Source organism: Prevotellamassilia timonensis (assembly GCF_021531665.1).
GTDB lineage: Bacteria > Bacteroidota > Bacteroidia > Bacteroidales > Bacteroidaceae > Alloprevotella.
Genome location: NZ_JADYUH010000015.1, coordinates 1 through 13,371, shown reverse-complemented (window position 1 = coordinate 13,371; position 13,371 = coordinate 1). Strand labels below are relative to the sequence as shown.

Annotated in this window: 13 protein-coding genes and 1 riboswitch; of the genes, 8 read left to right on the top strand and 5 right to left on the bottom strand. The window is 49.2% G+C overall.

Translation table 11 applies throughout. The features are described 5' to 3' along the window. Nucleotides 1-198 precede the first annotated feature (198 nt). Nucleotides 199-1,272 carry a 3-phosphoserine/phosphohydroxythreonine transaminase gene (serC, locus tag I6E40_RS04335; protein ID WP_235385676.1) on the bottom strand — a complete coding sequence of 358 codons (1,074 nt, stop codon included), beginning with the start codon at nucleotides 1,270-1,272 and terminating at the stop codon, nucleotides 199-201. A gap of 533 nt (nucleotides 1,273-1,805) precedes the next feature. On the opposite strand from serC, the gene I6E40_RS04330 reads away from it, so the two are divergent. The 6 genes from I6E40_RS04330 (at nucleotide 1,806) to I6E40_RS04305 (ending at nucleotide 4,953) form a co-directional block, all read left to right on the top strand. Continuing rightward, a complete protein-coding gene (locus I6E40_RS04330) occupies nucleotides 1,806-2,513 on the top strand; it encodes an SDR family oxidoreductase (RefSeq protein WP_235385675.1) in 708 nt (235 codons plus the stop codon). A 15-nt stretch (nucleotides 2,514-2,528) separates the two neighbouring features. After that, on the top strand, nucleotides 2,529-2,843 hold the full coding sequence (locus I6E40_RS04325; protein ID WP_235385674.1) for a nitrous oxide-stimulated promoter family protein: 315 nt from the start codon (nucleotides 2,529-2,531) through the stop codon (nucleotides 2,841-2,843). Nucleotides 2,844-2,910: 67 nt separating this feature from the next. Further along, nucleotides 2,911-3,297 (top strand): rhodanese-like domain-containing protein, encoded by a 387-nt coding sequence (locus I6E40_RS04320; protein WP_235385673.1) that lies wholly within the window; start codon nucleotides 2,911-2,913, stop codon nucleotides 3,295-3,297. Between the two features lies 1 nt (nucleotide 3,298). Beyond that, nucleotides 3,299-3,508 carry a hypothetical protein gene (locus I6E40_RS04315; protein ID WP_235385672.1) on the top strand — a complete coding sequence of 70 codons (210 nt, stop codon included), beginning with the start codon at nucleotides 3,299-3,301 and terminating at the stop codon, nucleotides 3,506-3,508. Nucleotides 3,509-3,841: 333 nt separating this feature from the next. Beyond that, complete coding sequence (locus I6E40_RS04310) at nucleotides 3,842-4,072, top strand: TIGR04076 family protein (protein WP_235385696.1); 231 nt, start codon at nucleotides 3,842-3,844, stop codon at nucleotides 4,070-4,072. 14 nt (nucleotides 4,073-4,086) lie between these two features. Then, nucleotides 4,087-4,953 carry an SDR family oxidoreductase gene (locus tag I6E40_RS04305; protein WP_235385671.1) on the top strand — a complete coding sequence of 289 codons (867 nt, stop codon included), beginning with the start codon at nucleotides 4,087-4,089 and terminating at the stop codon, nucleotides 4,951-4,953. A gap of 222 nt (nucleotides 4,954-5,175) precedes the next feature. Here I6E40_RS04305 and I6E40_RS04300 read toward each other — a convergent pair whose 3' ends face one another. The 4 genes from I6E40_RS04300 to I6E40_RS04285 form a co-directional block, all read right to left on the bottom strand. Continuing rightward, nucleotides 5,176-6,066, bottom strand: coding sequence for a helix-turn-helix domain-containing protein (locus I6E40_RS04300; protein WP_235385670.1), 891 nt, complete (start codon nucleotides 6,064-6,066; stop codon nucleotides 5,176-5,178). Nucleotides 6,067-6,151: 85 nt separating this feature from the next. Further along, complete coding sequence (locus tag I6E40_RS04295; protein WP_235385669.1) at nucleotides 6,152-6,718, bottom strand: flavodoxin; 567 nt, start codon at nucleotides 6,716-6,718, stop codon at nucleotides 6,152-6,154. 16 nt (nucleotides 6,719-6,734) lie between these two features. Continuing rightward, the gene (locus tag I6E40_RS04290; RefSeq protein WP_235385668.1) at nucleotides 6,735-7,556 is read right to left on the bottom strand and encodes a carboxymuconolactone decarboxylase family protein; all 822 of its coding nucleotides are present in this window, start codon (nucleotides 7,554-7,556) and stop codon (nucleotides 6,735-6,737) included. Between the two features lie 30 nt (nucleotides 7,557-7,586). Further along, the gene (locus I6E40_RS04285; protein ID WP_235385667.1) at nucleotides 7,587-8,123 is read right to left on the bottom strand and encodes a flavodoxin family protein; all 537 of its coding nucleotides are present in this window, start codon (nucleotides 8,121-8,123) and stop codon (nucleotides 7,587-7,589) included. 2,363 nt (nucleotides 8,124-10,486) lie between these two features. Continuing rightward, a riboswitch (cobalamin riboswitch) is annotated at nucleotides 10,487-10,681 on the top strand. 186 nt (nucleotides 10,682-10,867) lie between these two features. On the opposite strand from I6E40_RS04285, the gene nrdD reads away from it, so the two are divergent. Then, entirely contained in the window at nucleotides 10,868-12,970 is a 2,103-nt protein-coding gene (nrdD, locus tag I6E40_RS04280; RefSeq protein ID WP_235385666.1) for an anaerobic ribonucleoside-triphosphate reductase, read from the top strand. Between the two features lie 22 nt (nucleotides 12,971-12,992). Beyond that, nucleotides 12,993-13,371 (top strand): anaerobic ribonucleoside-triphosphate reductase activating protein (locus tag I6E40_RS04275; protein WP_235385665.1); only part of this gene is annotated, 379 nt, incomplete at its 3' end.

Sequence of the window (13,371 nt, the reverse complement as noted above, 5' to 3'; positions counted from 1 at the left end):
ATGATGGGAATGAAAAAAACAGAACGAGGGTGTGTCATAATAGCCAATCTGCTTCGTTGCTATCGGATTCGGGCTTGGTCATGTACTTCAGTACACTCCCTGCGCCCTCATCCTCAGCGTCTTGCATCTTAGCCATTCTGACGCACCTTCGAGGGTGAAGCCAAAATGTGCATTTTGACACACCCTCCGCATCATTTTTTATTTCAAGATTTCTTTTTCAAAGTCCTGCATGCAGGCAATCAGCGCTTTCACGCCTTCCACGGACATGGCATTGTAGCAGGAAGCACGGAAGCCGCCCACGGAGCGGTGTCCCTTGATGCCCTGCATGCCGCGACCCTGAGCAAAAGCAAGGAAGGCAGCCTCATGTTCTTTGTATTCGTCGTTCATGACGAAGCAGATGTTCATCAGAGAGCGGTCCTCAGCCTTTGCGGTGCCACGGAAGAGCGGGTTGCGGTCGATTTCCGCATAGAGCAGCGCGGCGCGTTCTTTTGCTCTTCTTTCCATTTCCTCCACTCCGCCTTGTGCTTTGATCCAGCGAAGGTTCTGGAGTGCGCAATAGATGGGCACGACGGGCGGTGTGTTGAACATGGAGCCTTTGTCCACGTGTGTGCGATAGTCCAGCATGGTTGGAATGGCGCGTGAAACGTGTCCGAGGATTTCGTCTTTCACGATGACGAAGGTGACGCCTGCCATGGAGAGGTTTTTCTGCGCACCACCATAGATGAGTCCGTATTTGCTCACATCCACTTTGCGTGAGAAGATGTCAGAAGACATATCTGCCACCAGGGTGACGGGGCTGTCGAGGTCTTCGCGAATCTCTGTGCCGTAGATGGTGTTGTTCGTGGTGATGTGGAAATAGTCAGCGTCGGCAGGGATTTCATAGTCCTTCGGGATGAAGGTGTAGTTGGCATCAGCGGAGGAAGCGACTTCGACCACTTCCCCGAAGAGTTTTGCCTCTTTCATTGCCTTCTTTGCCCAAACGCCGGTGTTGAGATAGGCAGCCTTCTTTTCGAGAAGATTGAAGGGCACCATGCAGAATTCAAGACTTGCGCCGCCTCCGACGAAGAGCACGGAATAGCCTTCGGGGATGTCGAGCAGTTCTTTGAACAGAGCCTGTGCTTCGTCCATGACTGCTTGGAAATCCTTTGTGCGGTGAGAGATTTCCATCAAAGAAAGACCGGTGTCTCCAAATTCAACACATGCGTCTGCGGTGGCTTTCATCACCTCCTGAGGAAGGATGGAAGGACCTGCTCCAAAATTATACTTTTTCATTAGATGTTAGAATTATAAGGTTGGTAATTTCAATTTGATAGAGGCGAAAGTAGCGGTTTTTTTCTAAACACTCAAAATTATCTGCTTTTTTTTGGTTTTTGATATAAAAATAAGGTTCTTGCCCTCACTTTCTTGCGTTTTTTCGCTTTCGTTCGGTGAAAAGGGCCTTGTATGTTTCGTCAGTCACATAGCCCGCTATGCTCCTTCTTCGGGTGAAAATCTTACCTCGAAAATGTCATTCAAATCTGACGCAACTTATTTTTTTCATATTACTTAATCTCCTGCTTATTTCTCCATTCGCCGAATTTTCTGCTACTTTGCATGAGTTTTGAAAAGAACGCTTTTAGTAATCCTCAAAAAATAACCTGCAACATCTTTGAAAATCTTTTCGGTCCATATTTCCTCCCTCATCAGTCACATAACTACGGCTATGCTCCTTCTTCGGGTGAAAATCTGACCTCGAAAATGTCATTCAAATCTGACGCAACTGATTATTTTCATATTACTTATCACAAGAAGAATCGCAAGAAGACATGGACTTTAAGAACAAGGTGGCAGTGGTCACGGGAGGAGCGCACGGCATTGGAAAGTGCATCGCCGAAGAGTTCCGGAAACATGGTGCCCGAGTCGCCATCATTGACATACAGCCCGGAGAACACTTCGTCGGTGACATCGCCCGAAAAGAGGTGCTGGAAAGTTTTGCCCAAAAAGTCGTTGAACAATATGGCAAGGTGGACTACATTATTAATAATGCGCCCCCTCTGATGAAAGGACTGAACGAATGCAGTTGGGAGGAGTTTCAGTGTGCGCTCGCCGTTGGCGTCACCGCTCCCTTCTATCTTGTCAAACTGCTGTCGCCACATCTTGCCGAAGGGGCAGCGATTGTGAACATCTCATCCTCTCGAGACCGCATGAGTCAGCCACAAACGGAAAGCTACACTGCTGCCAAGGGAGGCATTGCCGCCCTCACCCACGCCCTTTCCGTCAGCCTTCGAGGCAAGGCAAGAGTGAACTCCATCTCACCCGGATGGATTGACACGGACTTGAAGTCACACGAAGGACCCGATGCGACACAACAGCCGGCGGGACGCGTGGGACTGCCGATGGACATCGCCCATGCGGCGCTCTTCCTTTGCTCCGACAAGGCAGGCTTCATCACGGGAGAAAACATTTGCATCGACGGAGGAATGACACGCCAGATGATTTATCACGGCGACCACGGCTGGACTTTGGAAAAGTAGGAAACCTTGCACATCATGACAAAAAAACTGCGCACGGAAGAAGAAAAGGAGATGGTCGAGAAGATGATTCGAATCTACTGTCGCAAGAAGGAAGGGAATCATTCGCTCTGCCCTCAATGTCAGGCTCTGCTGAATTATGCCCACCGTCGCTTGGACGCTTGCCGATTTGGACAGAACAAACCGACTTGCAAACAATGCCCCGTGCATTGCTATCGTCCTGACATGAAGGCACAAATCAAAAACGTCATGAGATGGGTCGGACCAAGGATGGTTTTCTATCACCCCATGACAGCCCTCAAACACCTGCTGCGCGAGTTGACTCCGCACTGAGTGCTTTCAAGAGGGTGCTCTACACACGTATCATTAAATACACGTATCATCAAAAAGAATATAAATCATGAAAAAATTGCTCCTTATGTTTACGACCATCTTGTGTCATCTCCTTGGCTGTACCGCACAGAATCCCCAATTTGAGAGTCTCCAAACAGACGATTTTGAACAACTGATTGCCGACACGACGGTGGTGCGTCTTGACGTTCGCACCGCGGAAGAATTTGCAGAAGGACACATTGCCAATGCCGTGAACATTGATGTCATGCAAGAGGATTTCTCACAAAAAGCCACTGAACTGCTGCCCAAAGACAAGGTCATTGCGGTCTATTGCCGCAGCGGCAGACGCAGCAAACAGGCTGCTGAACTCCTTGCCGAAAAAGGGTTCAAAGTGAAAGAACTCCACGGAGGCTTCATCGCATGGACTGAAAGCGGAAAGAAAACCACCAAGTGAAATGATGAAACTGGAAGAAGCCATTGTCTATGTTCTGGTGAAAAGAAACGGAGGCATGACCACCGACCAGATTGCTGCTGCCATCAACCGCCAACGACTTCATCTGCGCAAAGACGGCATGCCGGTGACAAGCAAACAGGTCTATGCCACCATCTGTCGCTTCCCCGAAATGTTCACCAAAGAGGCAGGAAGAATCATGCTACTGATATGATGAAACAGGTGAGAATTACTGCACTGCGGAAGGTGCAACACGATGAGTTAAGTGCAAAATATGATGATGAAACAAGTGAGAATCACTGCACTGCGCAAGGTGCAACACGATGAGTTAAGTACAGGGGTGTTCTAAAAATTACGGGATAAGGAACGTTCAAAAGAATGTGCTTACGTTTTGGTCGCTTTTCGTTTCTTAGCGCGCCCTTTTGTAAGTTTCGTCAGTCGCATAGCCCGCTATGCTCCTTCCTCAACTGACAAAAGTTCATCTCTAAGAAATCAAAAATCAACTCAACCTAATTTTTAGAACACCCCTGCAAAATATGAGAATCCGATTGAACACGCTTGCGACATTTGCGAAGGTCAGTCTTGGATTAGCGAGAACGGGAAATGCCCCGAAGGACTCTGCCCGGAGGCGTGGAAGTCAATGAGAGAGTTCGTTGAAGCACTGGCTCGTGGCGAAGGCAACTTCTTTGACGGATGGATGAAGAATCCAAACAGCGCGATGATTAGTTGCAACGACGGCTTCCGCCCCGTCAGTTTTTACGTTGAGACCATCGAATGAATTGAAACCATCGAATGAAAAAGAGAATCCTCATCACCGGAAGCAGCGGTTTCCTCGGGAGTCGCTTGGCATTCTTCCTCAAAGACAACTATGACCTCCTGCTTCCCACGCACAGCGAATTGAACATCAGTCACGAAGAGGCGGTGAAGGCTTATCTCATGGAGCATCGCCCCGACCTCGTTCTGCACTGCGCCGCATTGAGCAACACTTGGTTCTGCGAACAACATCCTGAAGAGTCTCATCGGGTGAATGTGCAAGGAACGGTGAGAGTGGCAAAGGCTTGTAAACTCATCGGTGCAAAACTCGTTTTCATGTCCAGCGACCAGGTCTATAACGGCACGCCCACACCGGGCGCACTGAAAGAAGAGGAGTTGGTTCAGCCTGTCAATGTCTATGGGCGTCACAAACTGGAGGCAGAGCAGAGAGCGCGGTGGAATCTGCCGGAAGCGGTGGGGCTGCGACTGACGTGGATGTATGACCTGCCCGACTGCGGAATGAAACTGAACAGCAACATTCTCGTGAATCTGCAAAATGCTTTCCGAGAAGGGAAAACCATGCAGGTCGCCACACATGAGTTCCGCGGAGTCACCTACGTCTGGGACGTGGTGAAAAACATGGAAAAGACCTTCAGTCTGCCAGGCGGCATCTACAATTTCGGGGCTACCAACGCTTTGAACTCTCATGCGCTCTTTCTGAAGGCTGCGGAGTTGATGTCGCTCCCCCACCCCGCTGCGCTGATTCTTCCCGACGAAGAAAGATTCAGAGAACAAGACAGAAATCTGACCATGGATTGTGCGCTCATCCGAAACCATGGCATTCTTTTTCCCGACAGTGTGGAAGGAATCCGAGAAGCGTTGCTCAGACCGTTCCGCACGAAGTGACCTTCTTCAAAGTGCATTCTGAACAACCAATTTCACCCCATACTTTATTTCCATAAAAAAGCACTGAAACTGATTTTTGGTCTCTTCATACGTCTCCTTGATAACGCCTCAAAATTTGCCAATCCCGAAGAAGTGAAAACCGCCTTGGACATGTGTCAAAAGGCGGAAGAAATAGTTGAGAGAAAGATATCAAACTGAGAGATTAAACTGGTGTTAAGAGCCTCATACTTCATTTCTGAATGCGGAAGGGGTCTTGCCGGTATGTGACTTGAAGAAACGAACGAAATGCTGGGGATATTCGAAGCCGAGACGGCGGCTGATGATGGTGATGGTCAGAGCCTCATCATTCAGCAGTTGTTTGGCATGGGCGAGAAGATGGTCGGAAATGATGTCCTTGGCAGTACGACCGGTTTCCACGCGCACCAAATTTCCGAAATAGCCACTCGACAAACAGCATTTATCCGCAAAATATGCCACCGTGGGCAAGCCGTCACGAAGAGATTTTGAAGAAATATACTCATCAAGCAACACTACGAATTTCTTCACCACAGAATGATTGATTTCCTCGCGGGTGATGAACTGGCGGTCGTAGAAGCGGAGGCAATAGTTCAGCAGCAACTCAATGTTGGAAACAATCAGTTCGCGGGTGTGTTGGTCAATGGCGCGGTGCAGTTCCTGCTCTATCATGGCGAGCACACCCCGAAAGACTTCCACTTCCGTGGCAGAGAGATGCAACGCCTCGCTGCTGGAATAGCCGAAAAACTCATAGCGGCTCATCTGCCTGCCCAACGCGGTGCGATTAAGAAGGTCGGGATGGAACACCAAGGCTGTGAACTTGGCAAACGGCACCTCGGGGTTGGGCTCCACCCTTACCACCTGTCCGGGGGCAAAACTGGTCACGGTCATCTCGTCAAAGTCGTAAGGTGTTCTGCCATAAGAGAGTTTGCACCCCTTGTTCTCCTTGAGATAGATGGCATAAAGTCCATAGTGCATCACGCACTCCGTGATGTGCTCCGTGTTCTCCACATGCACCACGCTGACCAGGGGATGAAGCGTCTCCACCCCCTGATAGTCGTTGAAGTCCTGTATGGTATTGAGAAAAATCTCTTGCATATTATATTTGTATGATTCTTTTGCATTGGCTCGACTGCTTGGCGTCAAGGATGCCTTGCCCATGAGATTGCCGAAAAAAGTCGGATTATTTTATATATGCTGAAAACCAGTCTGCAATTTCCTTCTCACTGACACGATTCAGCAACTTACCCGTCTGCCACTCGATTTTCGGGTAAGACTTCTTCAGGTCGGCAACACTGTTGGCTATGCCGCTGCTTCCGGACGTGGCGAAAGGAATCACGGCCTTGCCCGCCAAATCTGCCGCCTCAATGAAAGTGTTGACAGCCCTTGGCGCGAGGTCCCACCAGATAGGATAACCCAGGAAGATGTAATCATACTTACTCACATCGACTGAAACGGCTTTGATTTCGGGTCGAGCCTCGGGATTGCCCATCTCCACCGAACTGCGCGACAGCTGGTTGTTCCAGTCAAGGTCGGCACCGGAATAGGACTTTGCCGGAACTATCTCGCAGATGTCGGCATCAGCGAGCCGTGCGATTTGCTTTGCCACTTGCCTTGTGGTTCCCGTTGCCGAGAAATACACCACCAATACTTTTTTCTTTTCCATTGTCTTTTCTTCTTTGTTTTGTGAACATGCCGATGCCGCAAACACTGCCAGCACAGCCAAGAGCAAGAGTTTCAGATGTTTCATGACGGAAAATGGATGATTATTTCTTGTTTACCTTCTCATACTCCGCGTCCGACACGGGTTCCAGCCACTCATTGGAAGCGTTCTCTCCCTCTATCTCAAAAGCGAGATGAGCGAACCAACTGTCGGCAGCAGCTCCATGCCAATGCTTCACGCCGGCGGGGATGTGAACCACGGTGCCCGGAAGAATCTCCTGCGCGGTTTTTCCCCATTCCTGATACCAGCCACGACCCGCCACGCCGATAAGCATCTGCCCGCCGCCCTTGGTGGCATGATGGATGTGCCAGTGGTTGCGGCAACCCGGTTCGAAGGTTACATTGGCAATGGGAACCTGTTCGCCGGAAATACGCGCCAAGTAACTGTTACCAGTGAAATACTTGGCATAGGCTGTATTGGGTTCTCCGATGGGGAAAATCATCTCCTGCTGGAAACGGGTCTTCGCATCTTCCAACGATGTGTCTTCTTTCCAAACCTCCTTAGCCTGACGGAAAGCCGCCCACGCCTTGGGCCATCCTGCATAGAAAGCGATATGAGTGATGATTTCCGATATTTCTGTTCTTGTGATGCCGTTCTTCTTCGCCTCCTGCAAGTGGTAGGTGAGCGACGAGTCGGTGATGCCTTGACTGATGAGTGAGGTGAGGGTGACCAGACTACGGTCGCGAAGGCTAAGCAGGTCGTTGCGGCTCCACACCTCGCCAAAGAGGATGTCGTCGTTGAGTTGGGCGAACTCGGGAGCAAACTCTCCCAACTGGTCGCGTCCTGCCGTCTGTGTTATCTTTTTCTGTGCCATGACGGGTAGTATCGCTATTGCGAATAATGAAAATAACAAAAACTTTTTCATACTTAATGATAAATGTGTTTGCGCTTAGCGTCAGACACCTTTACCCATTTCGTAAGCCTCCTGCAACTTGCCGTTGCCCTCAATGTCTCTTGCAGCGGTTACGCCTCCGCAAAACAGGTGACCCTTGAGAGACGACTTGCCAAAGCAGTCAATCCAACCCGTCAGCCCCATCTCGGCACGTCGGGGAGTCTCCTCTTCGGCTTCGGCAGCCGTGGTGAGCAGATAGATGTCGCGAAAACGATAGTCTTTGGGATACATGGCATTCATGCGATCAATGAGTGTCTTCATCTGTCCGCTCATCTCATAATAATAGATAGGTGTAGCCCAGCAGACCACATCGGCGTTCAGCACTTTCTCCATGATGGCAGGCACATCGTCCTTGAACACACAAGCGCCGGTGTGCTGACAACTCAGACAACCCACACAAAATTTGATTTCCTTGCCACGAAGGGAAATTGTCTCTACTTCATTTCCCGAAGCTTTGACTCCCTCGGCAAACTTCTCGGCGAGCATTTCGCTGTTTGACCCGGCACGGAGGCTGGTGGAAATTACTATGACTCTTTTCATTGTTCTATTGTTTTAGAGGTTTTCTATAAATATAGGTTGAGGTTGCTTTTGATTTCTTAGAGATAAGTTTTTGTCAGTTGAGGAAGGAGCATAGCGGGCTATGAAACTGACGAAACTTACAAAAGGGCGCGCTAAGAAACCGACCAAAACGTAAGCACTTTCTTTTGAACGTTCCTTATCCCGTAATTTATAGAGCACCCCTTTATTCAAGATTTAATTTCGATTGCAAAATTGCAAACAAGGAGGCAAACGGACGATACCAAAGTCGTGGAAATAATTACCATTTATTGCTGTCCGCTAAAAGTTTGGTAAAAAAAAGGTGTTCCAAGAATCAGGTTGAGTTGATTTTTGATTTCTTAGAGATGAACTTTTGTCAGTTGACTATGTGACTGACGAAACTCACAAAAGGGCGCGCTAAGAAACCAACCAAAACGTAAGCACGTTCTTTTGAACGTTCCTTATCCCGCAATTTATAGCCCCCCTATATCTATATACATAAATAAAAGGGGAAACAAAAAACTATACAAACCATACACAAACCCTACATTTAACCCTGCATCGCGCTGATTCTCCGTTAGTTGCGAAATGTATAGTTTGTGCTTCAAACTATACACAAACTATACATTGAACCCTACATTGAGGCGTTCAAACCCTACACTGCGAGCGTTCGCAAAACTATACACGAAGCGGAACACAAACCATACATTTTGTTTTTGAACACGAATCTCGCGAATGGAATTTAGAACGCGAATGGAGCGAATCGTACGTAACGTTTGTAACGAACGTAACGAACGTATCAAACGTAAGAAACGTAAAACAGGAAATGGCAATAGGAGGTGACGCGACTCTTCACTCCTGCAAACCACAAAAAAATCCAACAATTTTGAGCGAATTTTCAGCGATTTGACATTAACATTTTTAACCTTCGGGAACATTTTCCACCTCCCAATTTTGCCCACTCGGCGCATAATTTTTCTTTGCCTTCCCCTAATTAAAATTTGAGGAAGGCAAAGAAAAATTAGAGGAAGGCAAATTTTACCTGGATGCGCTCCTAAATCCCCCGATTTTAAAGGGAAAGTGACGAAAAAAGGGAGGAGCTGAGGCTCCTCCCATATCTCTATACAAATATAATACTTTTCGTCGCCAAAAGCAAGAAGTGTTAAAACCGAAAAAGGGCGTTGGGTGTGGAAAATGTTTTGGAGGCGGCGTGTCGTAATGGCCAATCTGCTTCGTTGCTATCGGATTCGGGCTTGGTCATGTACTTCAGTACACTCCCTGCGCCCTCATCCTCAGCGCCTTGCATCTTAGCCATTCTGACGCACCTTCGAGGGTGAAGCCAAAATGTGCATTTTGACACACCCTCATAGTAGGAGGCAAAGAAAGATTAGCCTGGAGGGCTATACGCCCTCTGTCTCTTCCTCTCCTTGACTCTTTGTCTCTTTGTCACTTTGTCACTTCTCCCGCTACCACCTGTGCAGCAAAAGTATCTAAGCCAAGAAGGCTATACTGTGAGTAAGTCGGCGTGTCGTAATGGCCAATCTGCTTCGTTGCTATCGGATTCGGGCTTGGTCATGTACTTCAGTACACTTCCTGCGCCCTCATCCTCAGCGCCTTGCATCTTGACCATTCTAACACGCCTTAAACCCCGGGCAACGCCCGGGGATAGCAGATGGCAAGGAAAGATTAGCCTGGAGGGCTATACGCCCGCGAAGATGGCGGCGCGAGCCGCGACTCCTCCCTTATCTCTTCATTTTCCTTTTAAAATTGGGGCCTGGGAGCACACCTAAGAAAAACTGGGAGCGCACCCGGGAAAAACTGGGAGCGCACCTAAGAAAAACTAGGAGCGCACCTAGGAAAAACTAGGAGCGCACCTAGGAAAAACTAGGAGCGCACCTAGGAAAAACTAGGAGCGCACCTAGGAAAAATTAGCCTTCTCCTAATTTCTCTTAGGTGCGCTCCTAAATAAACTGCGCGCCGTTGCAATGCAGGGGTTTCGCTCTGTTTCGTGCAGGGTTTTGAACGCTTCCATGTAGCGTTCTGTGTAGGGCTTACCCCCACCTTTCGTGTAGGGTTTTGAACGCTTCAATGTATAGTTTGTGTATAGTTTGTGTATAGTTGGGAGCGCAAACTATACATTACGCAACGCGCGGAGAATCAGCGAGATGTATGGTTTGTGTAGGGTTTTGTGTATAGTTTGTATAGTTTTTTCGTTTCCCCTTTTATTTACGTATAGGGGTATCCTAAAAATTAATCAAGAAGGAAGAAGGAGAAGACACATTTCTTCTCCGAGTTGGGCAACCCATGGAAAAAGGAAATTTTCAGAAAAAAGTTTTAGCCCATTTGCCAATTCACAAGAAACCCCTACTTTTGCGCTCGGAAACGGTTCCTCCTGTTTCACGACAAGAGGCTAAGAGGGAAGAACGTGAAAATCGTTCGCAGTACCCGCTGCTGTAACTCCATCGTTTCCTAACCCATTGAAAGCCACTGCATTCTTGATTTGCGGGAAGGCGGGTTAGGGAGGAGAAGCCAGAAGACCTGCCATTTTCCAAAGCCGGCTGGAAAAGGTTGTTCCCGGGATTTGGAGCAGGTCTTTGACATCTGTGCCGCATGGCACAAACAGAAAACTTTTTGTTTCAAACGCATCGAAAAGTTTTCCGTTTTGTTCCACTTTTACGTTTTTCTCATACATTCACCCGAGAGAAGCCCTAAGCCCGTAGGTCTTCCCTTTCAACGACACTTCTCTCATGTGTACCGACAACTTCTTCATCACGAAACGCGATGGAACGAAAGAACGTTTCTCGCTTGACAAAATCCGCACCGCTCTCTTGAAAGCCTTTGCTTCGCAATCACAAAGCATTGACGCCGAAGCACTGCAACGACTCATCGGACGACTCAAATTCTGCAACGGAATGAGCGTGGAGGACGTGCAAAACCAAGTGGAGGTGGCACTCATGGCGGAACAGCATTTCCAAGTCGCCAAAGCCTTCATGCTCTACAGGAAACGACACGAAACTGACCGAGAAACTGCTGACCGACTCCGTTTTCTCATCAACTACTGCAACTCCTCCAACCCGGCAACCGGCTCAAAATATGACGCAAACGCCAACGTGGAGCACAAGAACATCGCAACGCTCATCGCAGAACTGCCGAAACAAGGATTCATACGACTGAACAGAAGAATGCTCTGTGAAAAAATCAAGGAAATGTATGGGAAAGAAACGGCAGACCGCTACATCTATCTCCTCAAAAACCACTTCATCTATAAAAACGACGAAACGTCGCTGGCAAACTACTGCGCCTCCATCACCATGTACCCCTGGCTGCTGGACGGCACAAAGAGCATTGGCGGCAACAGCACGGCGCCTAGCAACCTCAAATCCTTCTGCGGCGGCTTTGTGAACATGGTCTTCATCGTCTCCTCCATGCTCTCGGGAGCCTGTGCCACACCGGAGTTCTTGATGTATATGAGTTATTTCATTGCTAAAGAATATGGCGAGGACTACTATCTCCGCGCCGACGAAACCGCCGACCTCTCCCTGCGCCGCCGCACCATCGACAAAGTCATCACCGACTGCTTCCAGCAAATCGTCTATTCCATCAACCAACCCACCGGCGCACGAAACTTCCAGTCCGTCTTTTGGAACATATCCTACTACGACCCCTACTATTTTGAAAGCATCTTCGGCGACTTCCGCTTCCCGGATGGCACAAAACCTTCCTGGCCCGCACTGGACTGGCTGCAGCGTCGCTTCATGAAATGGTTCAACGAAGAACGCACAAAAACCGTGCTGACTTTCCCCGTGGAAACCATGGCGCTCCTGACGCAGGACGGAGACGTCAAAGACAAAGCCTACGCCGAACTGACCGCGGAAATGTATGCCGAAGGACACAGTTTCTTCACCTACATGAGCGACAACGCCGACTCGCTCGCCTCATGCTGCCGACTGCGCAATGAAATTCAAGACAACGGCTTCAGTTACACACTCGGCGCCGGCGGAGTCAGCACAGGCTCAAAGTCCGTGCTCACCATCAATCTCAACCGCTGCGTACAGCAAGCCACGAGAGAAGGACGCTCCTACGTGGAATATCTCGACGGAATCGTGAACCTCACCCATCAGGTGCAGATGGCTTACAACGAGAACCTGAGAGATTTCATGGAGAAAGGAATGCTGCCACTCTTTGACGCAGGCTACATCAACCTCAAACGCCAATATCTCACCATCGGAGTGAACGGACTCGTCGAAGCCGCCGAAAGCCTCGGCATCACCATCAGCGACAACCCGGAGTATGAAAAATTTGTCGGAGACATCCTCGGACTCATCGAACACTACAACACAAAATATCGCTCCAAAGACCTGCTCTTCAACTGCGAAATGATTCCCGCTGAAAACGTCGGAGTGAAACATGCACGATGGGACCGAGAGGACGGCTACTATGTCCCGAGAGACTGCTATAACTCCTATTTTTATATAGTGGAAGACCCGCAAACCGACATCATCGAAAAGTTCCGCCTGCACGGCAGACGCTACATCCAACACCTCACCGGAGGAAGCGCGCTGCACTGCAACCTCGACGAACACCTCAGCAAAGCGCAATACCGGCAACTCATGAAAGTCGCCGCAAAAGAGGGCTGCAACTATTTCACCTTCAACATTCCCAACACGCTTTGCAATGAGTGCGGACACATCACAAAGGAACACCTGAAAGCCTGCCCAAAATGCGGAAGCCAAAACGTGGACTACCTCACAAGAATCATTGGCTATCTCAAACGAATCTCCAACTTCTCCGCCGACAGACAAAAAGAAGCCGCACGAAGACACTATCACACTGAAAAAGTCACAGCATAAATCCTCACACTCTATCCGGCTTATGCTCACCTACGTGAACCACGACATTGTCTTCCAAGAGTTTCCTGACGAAGTCACACTTGCCATCAATCTCTCCCGCTGCCCCAACCGCTGTCCCGGCTGCCACAGCCCCTATCTGCAACAAGAGGAGGGAGAGGAACTGACAAAAGAACGACTCTTCGCACTGATGGACGCCTACGAAGGAGAAATCACCTGCATCGGACTCATGGGAGGCGACAACGACCCCGCCACCGTTTGCGAACTCTTCGATGCGGTGAGAAAACGAAACGGCCACGAAATCCGAACGGGGTGGTACTCCGGGGCACGCGAACTTTCGCCACAGGTCGCCGCTTCGCTTTCCGTTTTTGACTACGTGAAAGTCGGTCCCTACTGCGCAGACC

What these genes read in the sequence shown, in the direction of transcription:
- serC (WP_235385676.1), bottom strand. Translation starts at nt 1,272, where the DNA reads ATGAAAAAGTATAATTTTGGAGCAGGTCCTTCCATCCTTCCTCAGGAG.
- I6E40_RS04330 (WP_235385675.1), top strand. Translation starts at nt 1,806, where the DNA reads ATGGACTTTAAGAACAAGGTGGCAGTGGTCACGGGAGGAGCGCACGGC.
- I6E40_RS04325 (WP_235385674.1), top strand. Translation starts at nt 2,529, where the DNA reads ATGACAAAAAAACTGCGCACGGAAGAAGAAAAGGAGATGGTCGAGAAG.
- I6E40_RS04320 (WP_235385673.1), top strand. Translation starts at nt 2,911, where the DNA reads ATGAAAAAATTGCTCCTTATGTTTACGACCATCTTGTGTCATCTCCTT.
- I6E40_RS04315 (WP_235385672.1), top strand. Translation starts at nt 3,299, where the DNA reads ATGATGAAACTGGAAGAAGCCATTGTCTATGTTCTGGTGAAAAGAAAC.
- I6E40_RS04305 (WP_235385671.1), top strand. Translation starts at nt 4,087, where the DNA reads ATGAAAAAGAGAATCCTCATCACCGGAAGCAGCGGTTTCCTCGGGAGT.
- I6E40_RS04300 (WP_235385670.1), bottom strand. Translation starts at nt 6,066, where the DNA reads ATGCAAGAGATTTTTCTCAATACCATACAGGACTTCAACGACTATCAG.
- I6E40_RS04295 (WP_235385669.1), bottom strand. Translation starts at nt 6,718, where the DNA reads ATGAAACATCTGAAACTCTTGCTCTTGGCTGTGCTGGCAGTGTTTGCG.
- I6E40_RS04290 (WP_235385668.1), bottom strand. Translation starts at nt 7,556, where the DNA reads ATGAAAAAGTTTTTGTTATTTTCATTATTCGCAATAGCGATACTACCC.
- I6E40_RS04285 (WP_235385667.1), bottom strand. Translation starts at nt 8,123, where the DNA reads ATGAAAAGAGTCATAGTAATTTCCACCAGCCTCCGTGCCGGGTCAAAC.
- nrdD (WP_235385666.1), top strand. Translation starts at nt 10,868, where the DNA reads ATGTGTACCGACAACTTCTTCATCACGAAACGCGATGGAACGAAAGAA.